Origin of the sequence: Sphingomonas sp. Leaf343 (assembly GCF_001423765.1) — a bacterium.
GTDB lineage: Bacteria > Pseudomonadota > Alphaproteobacteria > Sphingomonadales > Sphingomonadaceae > Sphingomonas.
Map to the genome: position 1 here is coordinate 248,913 of NZ_LMPG01000012.1, position 14,387 is coordinate 263,299.

The window sequence follows — 14,387 nt, forward strand, 5'->3', positions numbered from 1 at the left end:
CTGCACCCGCGCGGAGGCGGAGGCGATCGACATGATCGGCGAGCTGCCGTTCGACGCGGTGCTGATGACGACGGAGGTCGTGCTGGACGATGCCGAGGCGTGGCGGCTGGACGCCTATGTCGAGCATCGGCCCGATGCGGCGTTGCTGGCGGTGCTGGCCGATCTGGTGCCGAGTGCGGCGGGCACGGAACCAGCGGTCGAGCGACTGGGCGACGAGGACTGGCTGACGATGAGCCAGGCGGGACTCGAGCCGCTGCACGTCGGCCGGTTCTTCGTCCACACCGGCGATGCCGAGCCGCCGGCGGGTACCCGCGCCTTCCACATCGCGGCGGGGCGCGCGTTCGGGACCGGCCATCACGAAACGACCAGCGGCTGTCTGGCGATGCTGGATACGCTGGCGAACGAGGGGCGGTCGTTCGCGAATGTGGCGGATATCGGCACCGGCACCGGCCTGCTCGCCTTCGCCGCGATCGCATTATGGCCGGACGCGGCCGTCACCGCGACCGACATCGACCCCGTCGCGATCGAGGTCACGCGCGACAACGCCGCGGCGAACGGGATCGCCATCGGCGACGGCGCGGGAACGGTCGCGCTGATCGTGGCGGACGGCACGCTGGACGACGGCATCGTCGCCCGCGCACCCTATGATCTGGTGATCGCCAACATTCTCGCCGGCCCGCTCGTGTCGATGGCCCCGGAACTGGCCGCGATCGCCGCACCGAACGCGACGATCCTGCTGGCCGGGTTGCTGGAAACGCAGCGCGAGACGGTGGTCGCGGCCTATGCCGATTGCGGCTGCACGCTCGTTGTGGTCGACCGGCGTGGCGACTGGAGCGTGCTGCGCCTGACCGCCGGAGCGGAGCGGTTCGTGCCGTCCGCGCCGTTCGAGCCCAAGGGGCGGGACGGGTGGGCGCTGGACATCTGATCTTCGCGCGAACCCCTACGCCTTCCCCCGCGCATAGGCCTGCGTCCCGCGCGTCACGACCTCGTCGCCCTCGACGATCTCCGCGACCGGGATGTCCGGCAATAGCTTCAGTGCCTCGTACAGCGGCGCAAAGTCGGTTTCGACCGTAAGCCGCAGCAACTCGTCGAAGCTGGGGATCACGAAGTAATTCTGCTGGAAATCGTCGATCCGGTATTCCGTCCGCATCACCCGCGCCAGATCGAGCACGATCCGGTTCGGCGACGGATCGTCCAGCGCGAACCGGCTTTCGGAGAAGCTGGACACGATGCCCGAGCCGTAGATGCGCAAGCCCTCCGGCTCCGCGATCAGGCCGAACTCGACCGTGTACCAGTAGAGCCGCCCCAGATACTTCAGCGCATCCATCCCCAGCGCGCGCTGCCCGCCCCGGCCATAGGCGGCGAGGTAATCGGCGAACACCGGATCGGCGAGCATCGGCACATGACCGAACACGTCGTGGAAGATGTCCGGTTCCTGCAGGTAATCGAGCTGGTCCGGCCGCCGGATGAAATTGCCCGCGACGAAGCGGCGATTGGCCATGTGGTCGAAGAACACATCGTCCGGGACCAGTCCCGGCACCGCCACCACCTGCCACCCGGTCGCCGCCATCAACCGGTCGTTCAGCGCGCGGAAGTCCGGGATGCCGGGCTTGTCGAGCTTCAGCACGTCCAGACCCTTCAGCCACGCGTTCGACGCGCGGCCGGGCAGCAACGTCGCCTGACGCGCGAACAGCGTGTCCCACGTCGCATGCTCCTCCGGCGTGTAACGATCCCAATGCTGGTCGATCGTCCAGTCCGCCCCCGCCCCCTCGGGCGGACGATCCATCACATGCGTTTCCTGTTCCATGCGCTTGCCCTAGCATGCCCCCTCGACATGGGGAATGTGAGCATCGGAAACGCACGCGTAACGAGGGCGGTTGCCTGGGCGAAGCGGGTCGCCGCCGGTCTGGGCGCGATCGTCCTGTCGTATCTCGCCGCGGGACTGATCGGCGGCGCGATTCCGCTAAATCGCGAGTGGCGCGAACCCGAAGGCGGCGTGACGATCTGGATCGAGTCGAACGGCATCCACACCGGCATCGTCGTGCCCAAGCTGGCCGCCGGGGCCGACTGGCGCGCGCTGGCGAAGCCCGGCGACCTGCGCGATCCACGCTATGCCGGCTACGATCACCTGTCGTTCGGCTGGGGCGAACGCGCCTTCTATCTAGAGACGCCGACATGGTGGGATGTGCGGCCCGCCACCGTGCTGGCCGCGGCGACCGGCAGCGCGCGGACGCTGGTGCATGTCGACCACGTCCCCGCACCGGCCGGGTCGGACAGCGTCCGCCGCATCGTCCTGACCCCGGACCAGTATCGCCGCCTCGCCGCGTACATCGTCGCCAGCGTGAAGCCCGGCGGCGGCACGGAGCCGGGCTATTTCGGCTACGACGCCTTCTACGAAGGCACCGGGCGCTACAGCGCGATCCGCACTTGCAACGCCTGGACCGGCGCGGCGCTGGCGGCGGCGGGTGTGCGGGTCGGGGCGTGGACGCCGTTTCCGGTCACGGTGATGTGGTGGTTCTGAATTCGGGTCGTCATTGCCTCGCAGCGAACCGCCTGAACCACTCGCCGCCGTCGAAAGCCCTGTGGGCCGCGGAATTTCCGCGCGCCGCGTGGATGGTGGCGGGGTGGTGGCGGCACCGGGCCATGCTCGCCGCCGCACCACGGGGCGATGGCAGGCCGGTCATGCTGCTGCCGGGCCTGTTCAATTCGGACCGGTCCAACGTCGTGATGCGCCGCTTCCTGACCCGGATCGGCTATAGCGCACATGGCTGGGGCCTCGCCCGCAATCTCGGCATCCGCACGGTCGGACCGGATGCGCACCGCCTGATCGCGCAGGTCGAGGCGCTGGCCGCGGCGGAAGGTCCGGTCACGCTGATCGGCGTCAGCCTCGGCGGGATCATGGCGCGGATGGTCGCGCACGCCCGGCCCGATCTGGTGCGCGAAGTCATCACCGTGGCGTCGCCCTATGCCGGCTCCGGCAAGGCGACGAACGTCTGGCGCGCGTTCGAACTGGTGACGGGCGAACGCCTCGACGACCCGGCGGTGGTGGCGCGTAGCGACGCGATCGCCCGTCCGCTACCCCTCCCCGCCACCGCGATCTGGAGCCGCAGCGACGGGCTGGTGTCGGGTCGCATCTGCCACGGCGGAGACTGCCTCGCGATCGAGGTCCGCAGCGGCCATCTGGGCGTGCAACTCCGCCCCGAAGTGCTGACGGCGATCGCCAGGGTGCTGGCGGATGGCCCTAAATCCTCGCCTTCGAGGGGAAGATTTCAGTCGCGCGCCACGAACCCGTCGTAACCTCGCCGACAGTCGCCGTCGTCGGGGTTTTTGCGGCAGCGCTTCTCGAACTCGCGGCGTTCCTTGCCCTCGCGGGCTTCCGCCTTGCGCATCTTGCGGCCGTAGTTGCGGTCGGATTCCTCCTGGCTGGTCGTCGTCCAGTCGACCGCCTTGCCCGCGACCTGGAACGGCGCCTTCACGATGCTGGTTGCGGTGCTGATGCAGCCGCCCAGCGGCAGCAGCAGGATCGGCACCAATAGCTTCAGATTCATCGTCATTCTCCCGCCACCGCGTCGCGCGTCTCTACCCCGGTTTGCGGAAAGTCGGTGAAGAAACCGTCCACGCCCGACCGCAGCGCCGCCGCGATCTCCCCGCGCAGGTCGCCGTGCCCGCCCGCATCTTCACTGCGCCTGAACGCCGGCCCGAGGAAAGCATTTTCCGCCCGGAACGTCCACGGATGCACGTGCAACCCCGCCGCATGCGCGTCCCGGACCAGCGTGCCGTCGCCGAGCATCGCCTTGTCCGGCCCGATCCCGAACGCATAGGCCGCCACGTCCGCCAGCCCGGCCGGCGTCGTCATCGCGCCATAGCTGTCGACCGCACCGTCCGCCGGCGCACCGCCCGCCGCCAGCAACTGGATCAGCCGCAGCTTCGTCATGCCCGCGATCCGCCTCAGGTTCGCGACCTCGAACGACTGGATGAAGACCGGCGCATCCGCCGTCGTCCAGCCCGCCGCATGCAGTTCCGCCACCAGCGGTTCGTCGGTGCCGAGGCCGATCTGCGCGAAATAAGTCGGGTGCTTCGTCTCGGGATAGATCGCGACACCATGCCGCTTCGCCAGCGCGACGATCTCCGCCAGCGTCGGCACCTCGTACCGCCCGTCATGCGCCGCGTTTCCCGGCCGCAGCAGCGGCAGCCGTTCCCGCGCGCGCAGCGTCTTGAGTTCGGCCAGCGTGAAATCCTCCACGAACCAGTCGGTCACGCTGCGCCCGTCGATCGTCTTCGTCGTGCGCCGGCCAGCGAACTCCGCCCGCGCCGCCACGTCCGTCGTCTCCGAAATCGCATTCTCGTGCCGCGCGACCAGCACGCCATCCGATGTCGGCACAAGGTCGGGCTCGATCACATCCGCGCCCTGTTCGATCGCCAGTTCGTACGCCGCCAGCGTATGTTCCGGCCGCTCGCCGCTGGCACCACGGTGGGCGATCACCAGTGGCAGCTTCAACCCGTTGTATCCCATCGAATATTCATCCCGGCCAGCAGCTTTGCGAACGTCTCGCAACGGGAGCCGTTAAGCTTACGCCGCGTTCCAAGCCCCGACTCATCAGACCTGCACCATTCGGGGGCGCTTCCATGCACTTTACCATCAACGGACGATCCTACGAGGCGGATGTCGACATCCGCACCTCGCTGCTCGACCTGTGCCGCGAGCATCTGGAACTGACCGGATCGAAAAAGGGCTGCGACCACGGCCAGTGCGGGGCGTGCACGATGCTGGTCAACGGCCGCCGCGTGAACAGCTGCCTGACGCTGGCGGTGATGCATCAGGACGACGAGATCGTCACGATCGAGGGGCTGGGGCAGGTCGGCAACCTGCATCCGCTACAGGACGCGTTCGTGCGGCATGACGGCTATCAGTGCGGATACTGCACGCCCGGCCAGATCTGCTCCGCGGTCGGGATGCTGGACGAGGTAAAGAAGGGCTGGGCCAGCCACGTCAGCGGCGACCTGCATGACGCCGAACTGTCCGATGCGGAGATTTCGGAACGGATGAGCGGCAACATCTGCCGCTGCGCCGCCTATCCGAACATCGTCGACGCGATCCGCGACGTGGCCGGCATGGGCGACCGCGACCCGGTCCTGAAGACCGCAGCGGAGATCGGCGCATGAAGACCTTTCAATACGCCCGCGCCGACAGCGCCGAGACCGCCGTTCAGGAGGCGATCGCGCAGGGGGCGAAGTTTATCGCCGGCGGCACCAACCTGCTCGACCTGATGAAGCTTCAGGTCGAGACGCCCGAAAAGCTCGTCGACATCACCCGCTTGCCGCTGGGCGAGATCGAACAGCGCGAGGATGGCGGCCTGACGATCGGTGCGCTGGTTCCCAACAGCGACCTCGCCGCCGACCGGCGCGTCATCGACGGCTATGAAGTGCTCAGCCGCGCGCTGCTGGCGGGTGCATCGGGCCAGTTGCGCAACAAGGCGACGACGGCGGGCAATCTGCTCCAGCGCACCCGCTGCTATTATTTCTACGACACCGCCAGCCCCTGCAACAAGCGGGAGCCGGGCAGCGGCTGCGGCGCAATCGGCGGCTTCAACCGCATCCTCGCGGTGCTGGGCACGTCGGAAAGCTGCATCGCCAGCCACCCCAGCGACATGGCGGTGGCGATGCGCGCGCTCGACGCCACGATCGTCACGCTGAAGAGCGATGGCGACCGCCGCCGGATCGCGATCGGCGACTTCTACCGCCTGCCGGGGAATACGCCGCACATCGAAACCGCGCTGGAGCCGGGCGAACTCATCACCGCGATCGAATTGCCCGCCCCGGTCGAGGGCGCGAAGCACCTTTACCGCAAGGTCCGCGACCGCGCCTCCTACGCCTTCGCGCTCGTCTCGGTGGCGGGTGTCGTCAAGATGGACGGCGACACGATCGCCTCCGCCGCGCTGGCGTTCGGCGGCCTCGGCACGATGCCGTGGCGTGACGCGGGCGTGGAGGTGGCCTTGGTCGGCCAGCCGGCGACGACCGCGACGTTCGAGGCGGCGGCGGATGCGCTGCTCGCGGACGCGCGCGGCTACGGGTCGAACGACTTCAAGATACCTCTCGCCCGGCGGACGCTGATCGCGTCGCTGCGCGACCTGACGGGACGCTGATCCGATGTTCGAGAAACTCTTCGCGGCTGGCGACACCAACAGCCTGACGATGGATGCGCCGCATCCGGCCAGCCTGCTCGACAGCGGCGTGCAGGGCGTCATCTCCCGCCCGATCGATCGCGTCGAGGGACCGCTGAAAGTCTCGGGCACCGCCACCTATGCGGCGGAATACCGGATCGACGACATGGTCCACGGCGTCCTCGTCGGCGCGAAGATCGGCCACGGCACCGTCGAGTCGATCGATTGCGACGCGGTGAGGCTGATGCCCGGCGTCATCGATGTCGTGATCGATTTCGACACCTTCATCCGCAACTCGCAACAGGGTGGCGAGACGAACGCCCCGACGCAGGGCGTCAGGCAAGTCGACTATTTCGGCCAGATCGTCGCGATCGTCCTCGCCGACAGCTTCGAAAACGCCCGCGCCGCCGCGCAGGCGCTGCCGATCCGCTACACGAAGAAAGAGGGCCAATACGCCTTCGAGGAGCATCGGGACGAAGCGGAGCCGTGTCAGGACGATCAGGTCCAGGGCCATTACAAGCAGGGCGATGTCGACGCGGCGATGGCGGAGGCTCCCGTCACGCTCGACGTGACCTATGTCACGCCCAGCCAGAACTCCGCCGCGATGGAGCCGCACGCGTCGATCGCGGTGTGGAATGACGACGCGCTGACGCTCTACGGCTCGTACCAGATGCCGACCTCGGACGCGGAGCAGCTGGCGAAGTCGCTCGGCGTGGCGAAGGACAAGGTGCGGATCATCTCCCGCTATATCGGCGGTGGCTTCGGGTCGAAGCTGGGCATCGCGCCGGAAAGCGTCGCCGCGGCGATCGCGTCGCGTCGGCTCGGGCGTCCGGTCAAGGCGGTCATGGCGCGCCAGCAGGTGTTCGACGCCACCGTACGTCGTTCCAACACCGAACAGCGCGTCCGCTTCGCGGCGCGCACGGACGGCAAGCTCACCGCGGTCGCGCACAACTCGCTGACCTCGAACCTGCCCGAGGAGACCTATTTCGAGCCGGTCGGCATCTGCACCCACTTCCTGTATTCGGGGGAGAACCGCTCGATCACGCACGATCAGGTGACGCTCAACATCCTGCTGTCCGGATCGATGCGCGCACCGGGCGAGGCGGTCGGCATGGTCGGGCTGGAATGCGCGATGGACGAGCTGGCGGAAACGCTAGGCATGGACCCGATCGAGCTGCGCAAGGTCAACGATCCCGACCGCGATCCCGAACAGGACGTGCCCTTCTCGTCGCGCCAGTTGTCGCGCTCGCTGGACGAGGGGGCGAAGATGTTCGGCTGGGACCAGCGCAACCGGACGCCCGGCAGCCGGCGCGAGGGTGAGTGGCTGATCGGCATCGGCGTGTCCTCCGCCGCGCGCTCCAACATGCTCCAGCAATCCTCCGCCAAGGTCGAGATCCACCCCGACGGATCGGCGACGGTATCGTCGGCGATGACCGACATCGGCACCGGCAGCTACACGATCATGGCGCAGATCGCGTCCGAGATTCTCGGGATCCCGGTCGAACGGATCACGATGTCGCTGGGCGACACCAACGATCCCCCTGCCGCCGGCTCCGGCGGATCCTGGGGTGCGGCATCGGCCGGTTCCGCGGTCTACCTCGCCTGCGAACGCCTGCGCGAAAAGCTGGCAGCAGCGATGGATGTCGATGTCGACGTGCTGACGCTGAAGGACGGCATGGCGATCGGCGACAATCGTCAGAAGGCGATCGGCGAGCTGGTCGGCGAAGGCATGCAGGCGCTCGGCGAGATCAAGCCCGGCAAGAACGAGAAGCTGCATCGTCAGGCGAGCTACGGCGCGCACTTCGCGGAGGTCGGCGTCAACGCCGTCACCGGCGAGGTCCGCGTCCGCCGCATGCTCGGCGTGTTCGCCGCGGGGCGCATCCTCAACGCGAAGACCGCGCGGTCGCAATGTCTCGGCGGCATGACGTTCGGGATCGGCTGCGCGCTGACCGAGGATCTGATCCACGACCAGCGCACCGGCAAGCTCGTGAACCGCGATCTGGCCGAGTATCACGTGCCCGTGAACGCCGACGTGCCGCAGCTCGACGTGCATTTCCTCGACGAGCGCGACATCCACGCCAACCCGATCCACGCCAAGGGCATCGGCGAACTCGGCATCTGCGGGGCGGCCCCCGCGATCGTGAACGCCGTCTACAACGCCTGCGGCGTCCGCGTGCGCGAGATGCCGATCACCTGCGACAAGCTGCTCGCGGGATTGCCCCCGGTCTGACGGCTCCATTCTCCTTCCAGCTTCCCGCCGTTGCGAGCGTGGCGAAGCGATTCAGAGCCTCAAGTAAAGGACTGGATCGCTTCGCTACGTTCGAACCGACGAAGTGAAGGACACCTTCCCGCCACCCCACCGCCACCCTATCTATCCTGCGGGCTAACGAGGATCAGCACGCGCATGGAACGAATGCAGGACCACGCGTCTCGTCCGGCCGGGCTGAACGGCGGCGGGCAGGATATCCTCGGCCGTCCCCTCGATCGCATCGACGGACCCGCCAAGGTCACCGGGACCGCCCGCTATGCGTTCGAAGGTGCGCCTGAGAACATCGCCTATGCCGCGATCGTCGGTGCCCCGGTCGGCGCGGGCACCCTGATCGCGATCGATGACACGGCCGCCCGGGCGTTGCCCGGCGTGCTGGACGTGATCCACGGCGATCCGCGCATGCCGGCGGGCGAAGCGAACTCGCGCGGCATGCCTGCCCTCAACAGCCTCCACTTCCTCCACTTCGGCCAGCCCGTCGCGGTCGTCGTCGCGGAATCGCAACAGGTTGCGACCGAAGCGGCGCGCCTCGTGCATGTGGAAGCAGAGGCCGCCAAAGGCCGCTGGGACCCGCGCGAACAGCCGGTCGACCGCGACGCGAAGATCGGCTTCCTGCCACCGATCGACATCGGCGATGTCGATGCGGCGCTGGCCGACGCGGCGGTGACGCTCGACGCCACCTACACCACGCCCGTCCACTTCCCCGCCGCGCTGGAGCCTCACGCGACCACCGCCTGGTGGGAGGGCGACCGGCTGATCGTCCGCACCAGCAACCAGATCGCGGGCGCGGCGCGCAACACGATCGCGCAGGTCATGAAGATCCCGCCGGAGCGCGTGCGGGTCCTCGCGCCGTTCGTCGGCGGCGGCTTCGGCGGCAAGACCGCCGTCGGCCCCGAAGTCATCCTCGCGGCGATCGCCGCGGAAAAGACCGGCCGCCCGGTCAAGATCGCCCTGCCCCGCCGCCAGACCGCCTATATGGTCCACCACCGCAGCCCCACCGTGCAGCGCATCCGCTTCGGCACCGACGCCGACGGGCATATCACCACCATCGCGCACGAAAGCGTCGCCTCGCAGAACGACGGCGGCAGCTTCCTCGAACCCGTCCCGTTCGGCACGCTGCCCCTTTATGCCGGTGCCGCACGGCGATTCCGGACCGACGTGATCCGCGTCGACCTGCCCGAAACCGGCGCGGTGCGCGCGCCGGGTGAGGCGATCGGCACCTTTGCGGTGGAATGCGGGATGGACGAACTCGCCGAGACGCTAGGGCTAGACCCCATCGACCTGCGCCGCCGCAACGAGCCGAAGGTCGATCCGACCAGCGGCAAGCCCTTCTCCACCCGCCGCCTGCTAGACTGCTATGACGAGGGCGCGCGCCGGTTCGGCTGGCCCGACCGCGTGCCCGATCCGGCATCGGTGCGCGACGGCGAATGGCTGATCGGCATCGGCATGGCGGCCGCATTGCGTGGCAACTTCACCGTCAATTCGGAGGCGCGGGTCAGCGTCCTGCCCGACGGTCGTGCGGTGGTCGAAACCGACATGACCGACATCGGCACCGGCACCTACACGATCCTCGCGCAAGTGGCGGGCGAGATGCTCGGCCTGCCGATCGACCGCGTCGAGGTGCGGCTCGGCGACAGCGACCTGCCCGCGAGCGCCGGCTCAGGCGGATCGTTCGGCGCGGGCAGCGCGGGCTCGGCAGTGGCATCGGCGTGCGAGGACATCCTCGCCGAACTCGGCCGCCGCATGAATGCCGCGCCGGAGGAATTGCGCCTGCGCGACGGCTGCGTCCACGCCGGCGCGCGCACCGTATCGCTCGCCGATCTCCTGCGTAACGGCGAGCCGATCGTCGCACACGGCAAGGCCGGACCGGGCAAGGAAAGCCAGCGCACCAGTCAGGCGAGTCACGGCGCGCAATTTGCGGAGGTCGCGGTCAACGCCGTGACCGGCGAGGTCCGCGTCCGTCGCCTGCTCGGCGTGTTCGACATCGGCCGCGTCCTCAACGCCAAGACCGCGCGCAGCCAGTTGATCGGCGGCATGGCGTGGGCACTCGCCTACGCCCTGACCGAGGACGGCGTGGTCGACCCACGCACCGGCCGCTTCGTGAACCCCGATTTCGGGGAATACCACGTCGCGGTGAATGCGGACGTTCCCGCGATCGAGGCGCATCTGATCGAGGAGATCGACGACAGCGCCAATCCGGTCGGCGCGAAGGGCGTCGGCGAACTCGGTATCGCCGGGGCGGGCGCGGCGATCGTCAACGCGATCTACAACGCCACCGGGGTGCGCGTCCGCGACATGCCGGTCACGGTGGACAAGTTGCTCGCCGGATTACCGCCGATCTAGACCCATTCCTCCCCTGCCTTTGCAGGGGAGGGGGACCGGCGCAGCCGGTGGAGGGGCGGCGTCCGGGCGGTCCGTTCATCCCGCTCCAATGCCCCTCCACCAGCTTCGCTGGTCCCCCTCCCCTCGCTGCGCGAAGGGAGGACTTAGGAAGAAGAAAGAAGAATGGCCGAGAACGACACCGTCATCGCCGCTGCCAAGGCCTGGGCCGGGGAACCGCTCGCACTCGCCACGGTGGTCAGTACCTGGGGCTCGGCACCGCGCCCACGGGGCAGCCACATGATCGTCCACGCCGATGGCCGGTTCGAGGGCTCCGTGTCTGGCGGCTGCGTCGAAAGCGACATCCTCCAGACCGCCGCCGAAGTGATTGCCGGCGCACCGTTTCAGGTCAAACGCTACGGCGTCGCCGATGCCGCGGCGTGGGAGGTCGGCCTGCCCTGCGGCGGCGAGATCGCGGTGATGGTGCAGCCGGTATCCGCCACCGGCTTCGACCCCGAACTGTTCGACCGCATCGCCGAGGCCCGCGATCAGGGCGATGCGCTGACCGTCACCACCGACCTGTCGACGGGCCATTCCGATCTGCGTCCGGTCGAGACGGGGGAGATGTTCGTCAACCGCTACGACCCGCCCCGCCGCCTGCTGATCGTCGGCGCGGTGCAGATCGCGCAGGCGCTCGCGGCGCTCGCCACCACGCTGGGGATCGAGACGATCGTCATCGATCCGCGTGGCCGCTTCCTGACGGAAGAACGCTTTCCTGGCGTGACGCTCGACGATCGCTGGCCGGACGAGGCGATCGCGGCGTGGCGGCCCGGTCCCGCCACCGCCGTCGTCACGCTGTCGCACGATACCAAGATCGACGATCCGGCGCTGATCGCCGCGCTCGCCACCGATGCCAGCTATGTCGGCGCGCTCGGCAGCCGGCGCAGTCATGCCGCCCGGCGGGAGCGTCTGGCCGAGGCGGGCGTTGAGCCCTCCGCCATCGACCGCATCGACGCGCCGGTGGGGATCGATATCGGGGCGATCGGCCCGTCGGAGATCGCGCTGTCGATCGCCGCGGCTATGGTGGGAGCATTTCGTGATAAGTCCCAATAGGTTGACGGTTGAACATACCGTCCTGATCCTCCTCGCCGCCGGCCGGTCGCAGCGGTACGGCGATATCGGATCGAAACTGGACGCGGACTTTCTCGGCAAGCCGCTCGGCCTGCATGTCGCGGTGGCGCTGGAAAGCGTGCCGTTCATGGCCCGCCTCGCGATCATCGATGGCGCGAAGCTGGACTACGGCCCCTACGGGTTCGAGACGATCCACAACGACGACCCGGGGGAGGGCATGTCCCGCTCCGTCCGGATCGGCGTGCAGCGCGCGCGGGAACTGGGCGCGGACGCGGTGCTGATCGCGCTCGCCGACATGCCGCGCGTCACCGCCGCGCACATCCTGCGCATGATGGACTCCGCGTCCGGCGAGGACGCCGTCGTCGCCTCCAGCGACGGCAGCGAGACGAAGCCGCCCGCGCTGTTCGGCAAGGGCCGCTTCGATTACCTGCTGTCGCTGACCGGGGAAAAGGGCGCGGCGGACATGGTCAAGGCGGGTCGCCACGTCGTGACCAATCCCGCCGAGCTGATCGACGTCGACACCGCAGACGATCTCGAACGGCTACGTGCGCTGGTCCACGACGCCCGTGCGCATACCATCATCCACGACGCCGCTACTCGTGACGGAGCGCGTCGATCGGATTGAGCGCAGCGGCGCGGCGGGCGGGGAAGTATCCGAACACGACCCCGATCACGGCGGAGATGGCGAACGCGATCATGTTGATCTGCGGATCGAACGTCCACGGCACCTGCATCAGCGGCGACAGCGCCAGGATGACGCCCTGCGCCAGCACCAGCCCGATCACGCCGCCGAGACACGACAGCGCCACCGCCTCGACCAGGAACTGCAACAGCACCTCCCGCGCGACCGCGCCGATGGCGAGGCGGATGCCGATCTCCCGCGTCCGCTCCGTCACCGACACCAGCATGATGTTCATGATGCCGATCCCGCCGACGACCAGCGAGATCGCCGCCACCGCCGCGACGATCCGCGTCAGCAGCGTCGTCGTGCCGGTCAGCGTGTCGCTGATCTGCTTGGTGTCGAAGATGTTGAAATCGTCTTCCTTGCCGCCGGTGATGTTGCGGCGTTCGCGCAGCAGGTCGGTGATCCCCGCCTGCACCGTGCTGGTCTGATACGCCTGATCGACGCCGACCAGCATCAGCCGGATATCCTGCGTCCCCGTAAAGCGCCGCTGCACCGCCTTGATCGGCATGACGACGACATCGTCCTGATCGCCGAACCCGCCTTGCCCACGCGTATTGAGCGTTCCGATCACCTCGCAGGTGATGTTGCCCAGCCGGAACCGTGCGCCGACCGCGTCCTGCCCGCGGAACAGGTTCTGGCGGACGGTATTGCCGATCAGGCACACGGCCTTGCCCGCCGCCTCTTCCGCCGGTGTCCAGTATCGCCCGGCGGTCAGCGGCCATGGCTGCACGGTCAGGAACGCGGAGGTCGTGCCGTTGATCGTCGTCGACCAGTTCGCGCCGTTGTAGATCGCGGTCGCGCTGGAACTCGCCTGCGGGGCGACGGCGGTGACGCCGGCGATCTGGTTGGCGATCGCCTCGACGTCCGCTTCCTTGAAGTCGGGCGGACGCGGGCCGCCGCCGCCGCGTCCGAAACCCTGACCGGGGCGCACCTGCAACACGTTGGTGCCGAGCGCGGAGATCGACGCCTGCACCGCCGACGTGGTCGCCTTGCCCAGCGTGACCATCGTCACGACCGCACCGACGCCGATGACGATGCCCAGGATGGTCAGGAACGACCGCAACAGATGCCGCCGGATCGACCGCAACGCGAGGATGAGCGTGGTGCCGAGCATCAGTCCGCCTCCACCTTCTCACCCTGCCGATGACGGGACTCGATCCGCTCCACCAGCCCGTCCTTGAAATGGACGACGGTGCGCGCGAACGCCGCCATGTCCGGTTCGTGCGTGACCATCAACACGGTGATTCCGGCATCGCGGTTCAGCCCGGTCAGCAACTCCATGATCTCCACCGACCGTTCGGAATCGAGATTGCCGGTCGGCTCGTCCGCCAGCAGCACGTCGGGACTGGTCACGATCGCCCGCGCGATCGCTACGCGCTGTTGCTGACCGCCGGACAGCTCGGCGGGCGTATGGTCCCACCAGTCCGCCAGCCCGACCTTGTCGAGCGCGGCCATGCCCAGCTCGCGCCGCGCCTTCTTGTCCTCGCCCCGGTACAGCAGCGGCAGCTCGACATTCTCCAGCGCCGACGTGCGGCTGAGCAGGTTGAAGCCCTGGAACACGAAGCCGAGATATTTCCGCCGCAGCAACGCACGCTGGTCGCGGTCCAGCGTCTCGATATGGTGGCCGCGGAACATGAACTCCCCGCCCGATGGCACGTCGAGACAGCCGAGGATGTTCATCGTCGTCGACTTGCCCGACCCCGACGGTCCCATCACCGCGACGAAATCGCCGCCCGCGATGTCGAGGTCGACGCCCTTCAGCGCCTGGAACATCGTCGCGCCGCTGCCATAGACCTTGGTGACGCCCTTCAGGGAGATCAGGGGC

General features: G+C 68.4%; 14 protein-coding genes. 9 read left to right on the forward strand and 5 right to left on the reverse strand.

Features of this window, described 5'->3' with window-relative positions; all coding sequences use genetic code 11:
- Positions 1–31 precede the first annotated feature (31 nt).
- Positions 32–925 (forward strand): 50S ribosomal protein L11 methyltransferase, encoded by an 894-nt coding sequence (locus tag ASG07_RS10705; protein ID WP_236694643.1) that lies wholly within the window; start codon positions 32–34, stop codon positions 923–925.
- Positions 926–940: 15 nt separating this feature from the next.
- On the opposite strand, the gene phhA is transcribed toward ASG07_RS10705, so the two are convergent.
- A complete protein-coding gene (gene phhA / locus ASG07_RS10710) occupies positions 941–1,807 on the reverse strand; it encodes a phenylalanine 4-monooxygenase (protein WP_055845791.1) in 867 nt (288 codons plus the stop codon).
- Positions 1,808–1,843: 36 nt separating this feature from the next.
- On the opposite strand from phhA, the gene ASG07_RS10715 reads away from it, so the two are divergent.
- Together ASG07_RS10715 and ASG07_RS10720 are read left to right on the forward strand one after the other, a co-directional pair.
- Positions 1,844–2,521 carry a TIGR02117 family protein gene (locus ASG07_RS10715; RefSeq protein WP_236694638.1) on the forward strand — a complete coding sequence of 226 codons (678 nt, stop codon included), beginning with the start codon at positions 1,844–1,846 and terminating at the stop codon, positions 2,519–2,521.
- Positions 2,512–3,297, forward strand: a complete 786-nt coding sequence (locus ASG07_RS10720; RefSeq protein WP_236694639.1) for an esterase/lipase family protein — start codon at positions 2,512–2,514, stop codon at positions 3,295–3,297. Before ASG07_RS10715 ends, ASG07_RS10720 begins: the two co-directional genes overlap by 10 nt.
- On the opposite strand, the gene ASG07_RS10725 is transcribed toward ASG07_RS10720, so the two are convergent.
- Both ASG07_RS10725 and ASG07_RS10730 read right to left on the reverse strand, forming a co-directional pair.
- The gene (locus ASG07_RS10725; protein ID WP_201781000.1) at positions 3,270–3,554 is read right to left on the reverse strand and encodes a hypothetical protein; all 285 of its coding nucleotides are present in this window, start codon (positions 3,552–3,554) and stop codon (positions 3,270–3,272) included. The two genes, ASG07_RS10720 and ASG07_RS10725, sit on opposite strands and share 28 nt — an antisense overlap.
- Complete coding sequence (locus ASG07_RS10730) at positions 3,551–4,513, reverse strand: glycerophosphodiester phosphodiesterase (protein ID WP_055845797.1); 963 nt, start codon at positions 4,511–4,513, stop codon at positions 3,551–3,553. Before ASG07_RS10730 ends, ASG07_RS10725 begins: the two co-directional genes overlap by 4 nt.
- 113 nt (positions 4,514–4,626) lie before the next feature.
- Between ASG07_RS10730 and ASG07_RS10735 the strand changes: the two genes are divergently transcribed.
- The 6 genes from ASG07_RS10735 to ASG07_RS10760 all read left to right on the forward strand — a co-directional run bounded on the left by ASG07_RS10735 (position 4,627) and on the right by ASG07_RS10760 (position 12,502).
- Positions 4,627–5,163: a 2Fe-2S iron-sulfur cluster-binding protein gene (locus tag ASG07_RS10735; RefSeq protein ID WP_082474720.1), complete on the forward strand. Its 537-nt coding sequence runs from the start codon at positions 4,627–4,629 to the stop codon at positions 5,161–5,163.
- Complete coding sequence (locus ASG07_RS10740; protein WP_055845800.1) at positions 5,160–6,143, forward strand: FAD binding domain-containing protein; 984 nt, start codon at positions 5,160–5,162, stop codon at positions 6,141–6,143. Before ASG07_RS10735 ends, ASG07_RS10740 begins: the two co-directional genes overlap by 4 nt.
- Positions 6,144–6,147: 4 nt before the next feature.
- Positions 6,148–8,391, forward strand: coding sequence for a xanthine dehydrogenase family protein molybdopterin-binding subunit (locus ASG07_RS10745; protein ID WP_055845803.1), 2,244 nt, complete (start codon positions 6,148–6,150; stop codon positions 8,389–8,391).
- 174 nt (positions 8,392–8,565) lie between these two features.
- Positions 8,566–10,770 carry a xanthine dehydrogenase family protein molybdopterin-binding subunit gene (locus tag ASG07_RS10750; protein ID WP_055845807.1) on the forward strand — a complete coding sequence of 735 codons (2,205 nt, stop codon included), beginning with the start codon at positions 8,566–8,568 and terminating at the stop codon, positions 10,768–10,770.
- Positions 10,771–10,932: 162 nt separating this feature from the next.
- On the forward strand, positions 10,933–11,859 hold the full coding sequence (locus ASG07_RS10755) for an XdhC family protein (protein WP_055845810.1): 927 nt from the start codon (positions 10,933–10,935) through the stop codon (positions 11,857–11,859).
- Position 11,860: 1 nt separating this feature from the next.
- Complete coding sequence (locus tag ASG07_RS10760; protein WP_055845813.1) at positions 11,861–12,502, forward strand: nucleotidyltransferase family protein; 642 nt, start codon at positions 11,861–11,863, stop codon at positions 12,500–12,502.
- Here ASG07_RS10760 and ASG07_RS10765 read toward each other — a convergent pair.
- Together ASG07_RS10765 and ASG07_RS10770 are read right to left on the reverse strand one after the other, a co-directional pair.
- Positions 12,471–13,676 carry an ABC transporter permease gene (locus ASG07_RS10765; protein ID WP_055845816.1) on the reverse strand — a complete coding sequence of 402 codons (1,206 nt, stop codon included), beginning with the start codon at positions 13,674–13,676 and terminating at the stop codon, positions 12,471–12,473. The two genes, ASG07_RS10760 and ASG07_RS10765, sit on opposite strands and share 32 nt — an antisense overlap.
- Complete coding sequence (locus tag ASG07_RS10770) at positions 13,676–14,335, reverse strand: ABC transporter ATP-binding protein (protein ID WP_236694644.1); 660 nt, start codon at positions 14,333–14,335, stop codon at positions 13,676–13,678. Before ASG07_RS10770 ends, ASG07_RS10765 begins: the two co-directional genes overlap by 1 nt.
- Positions 14,336–14,387: the final 52 nt, after the last annotated feature.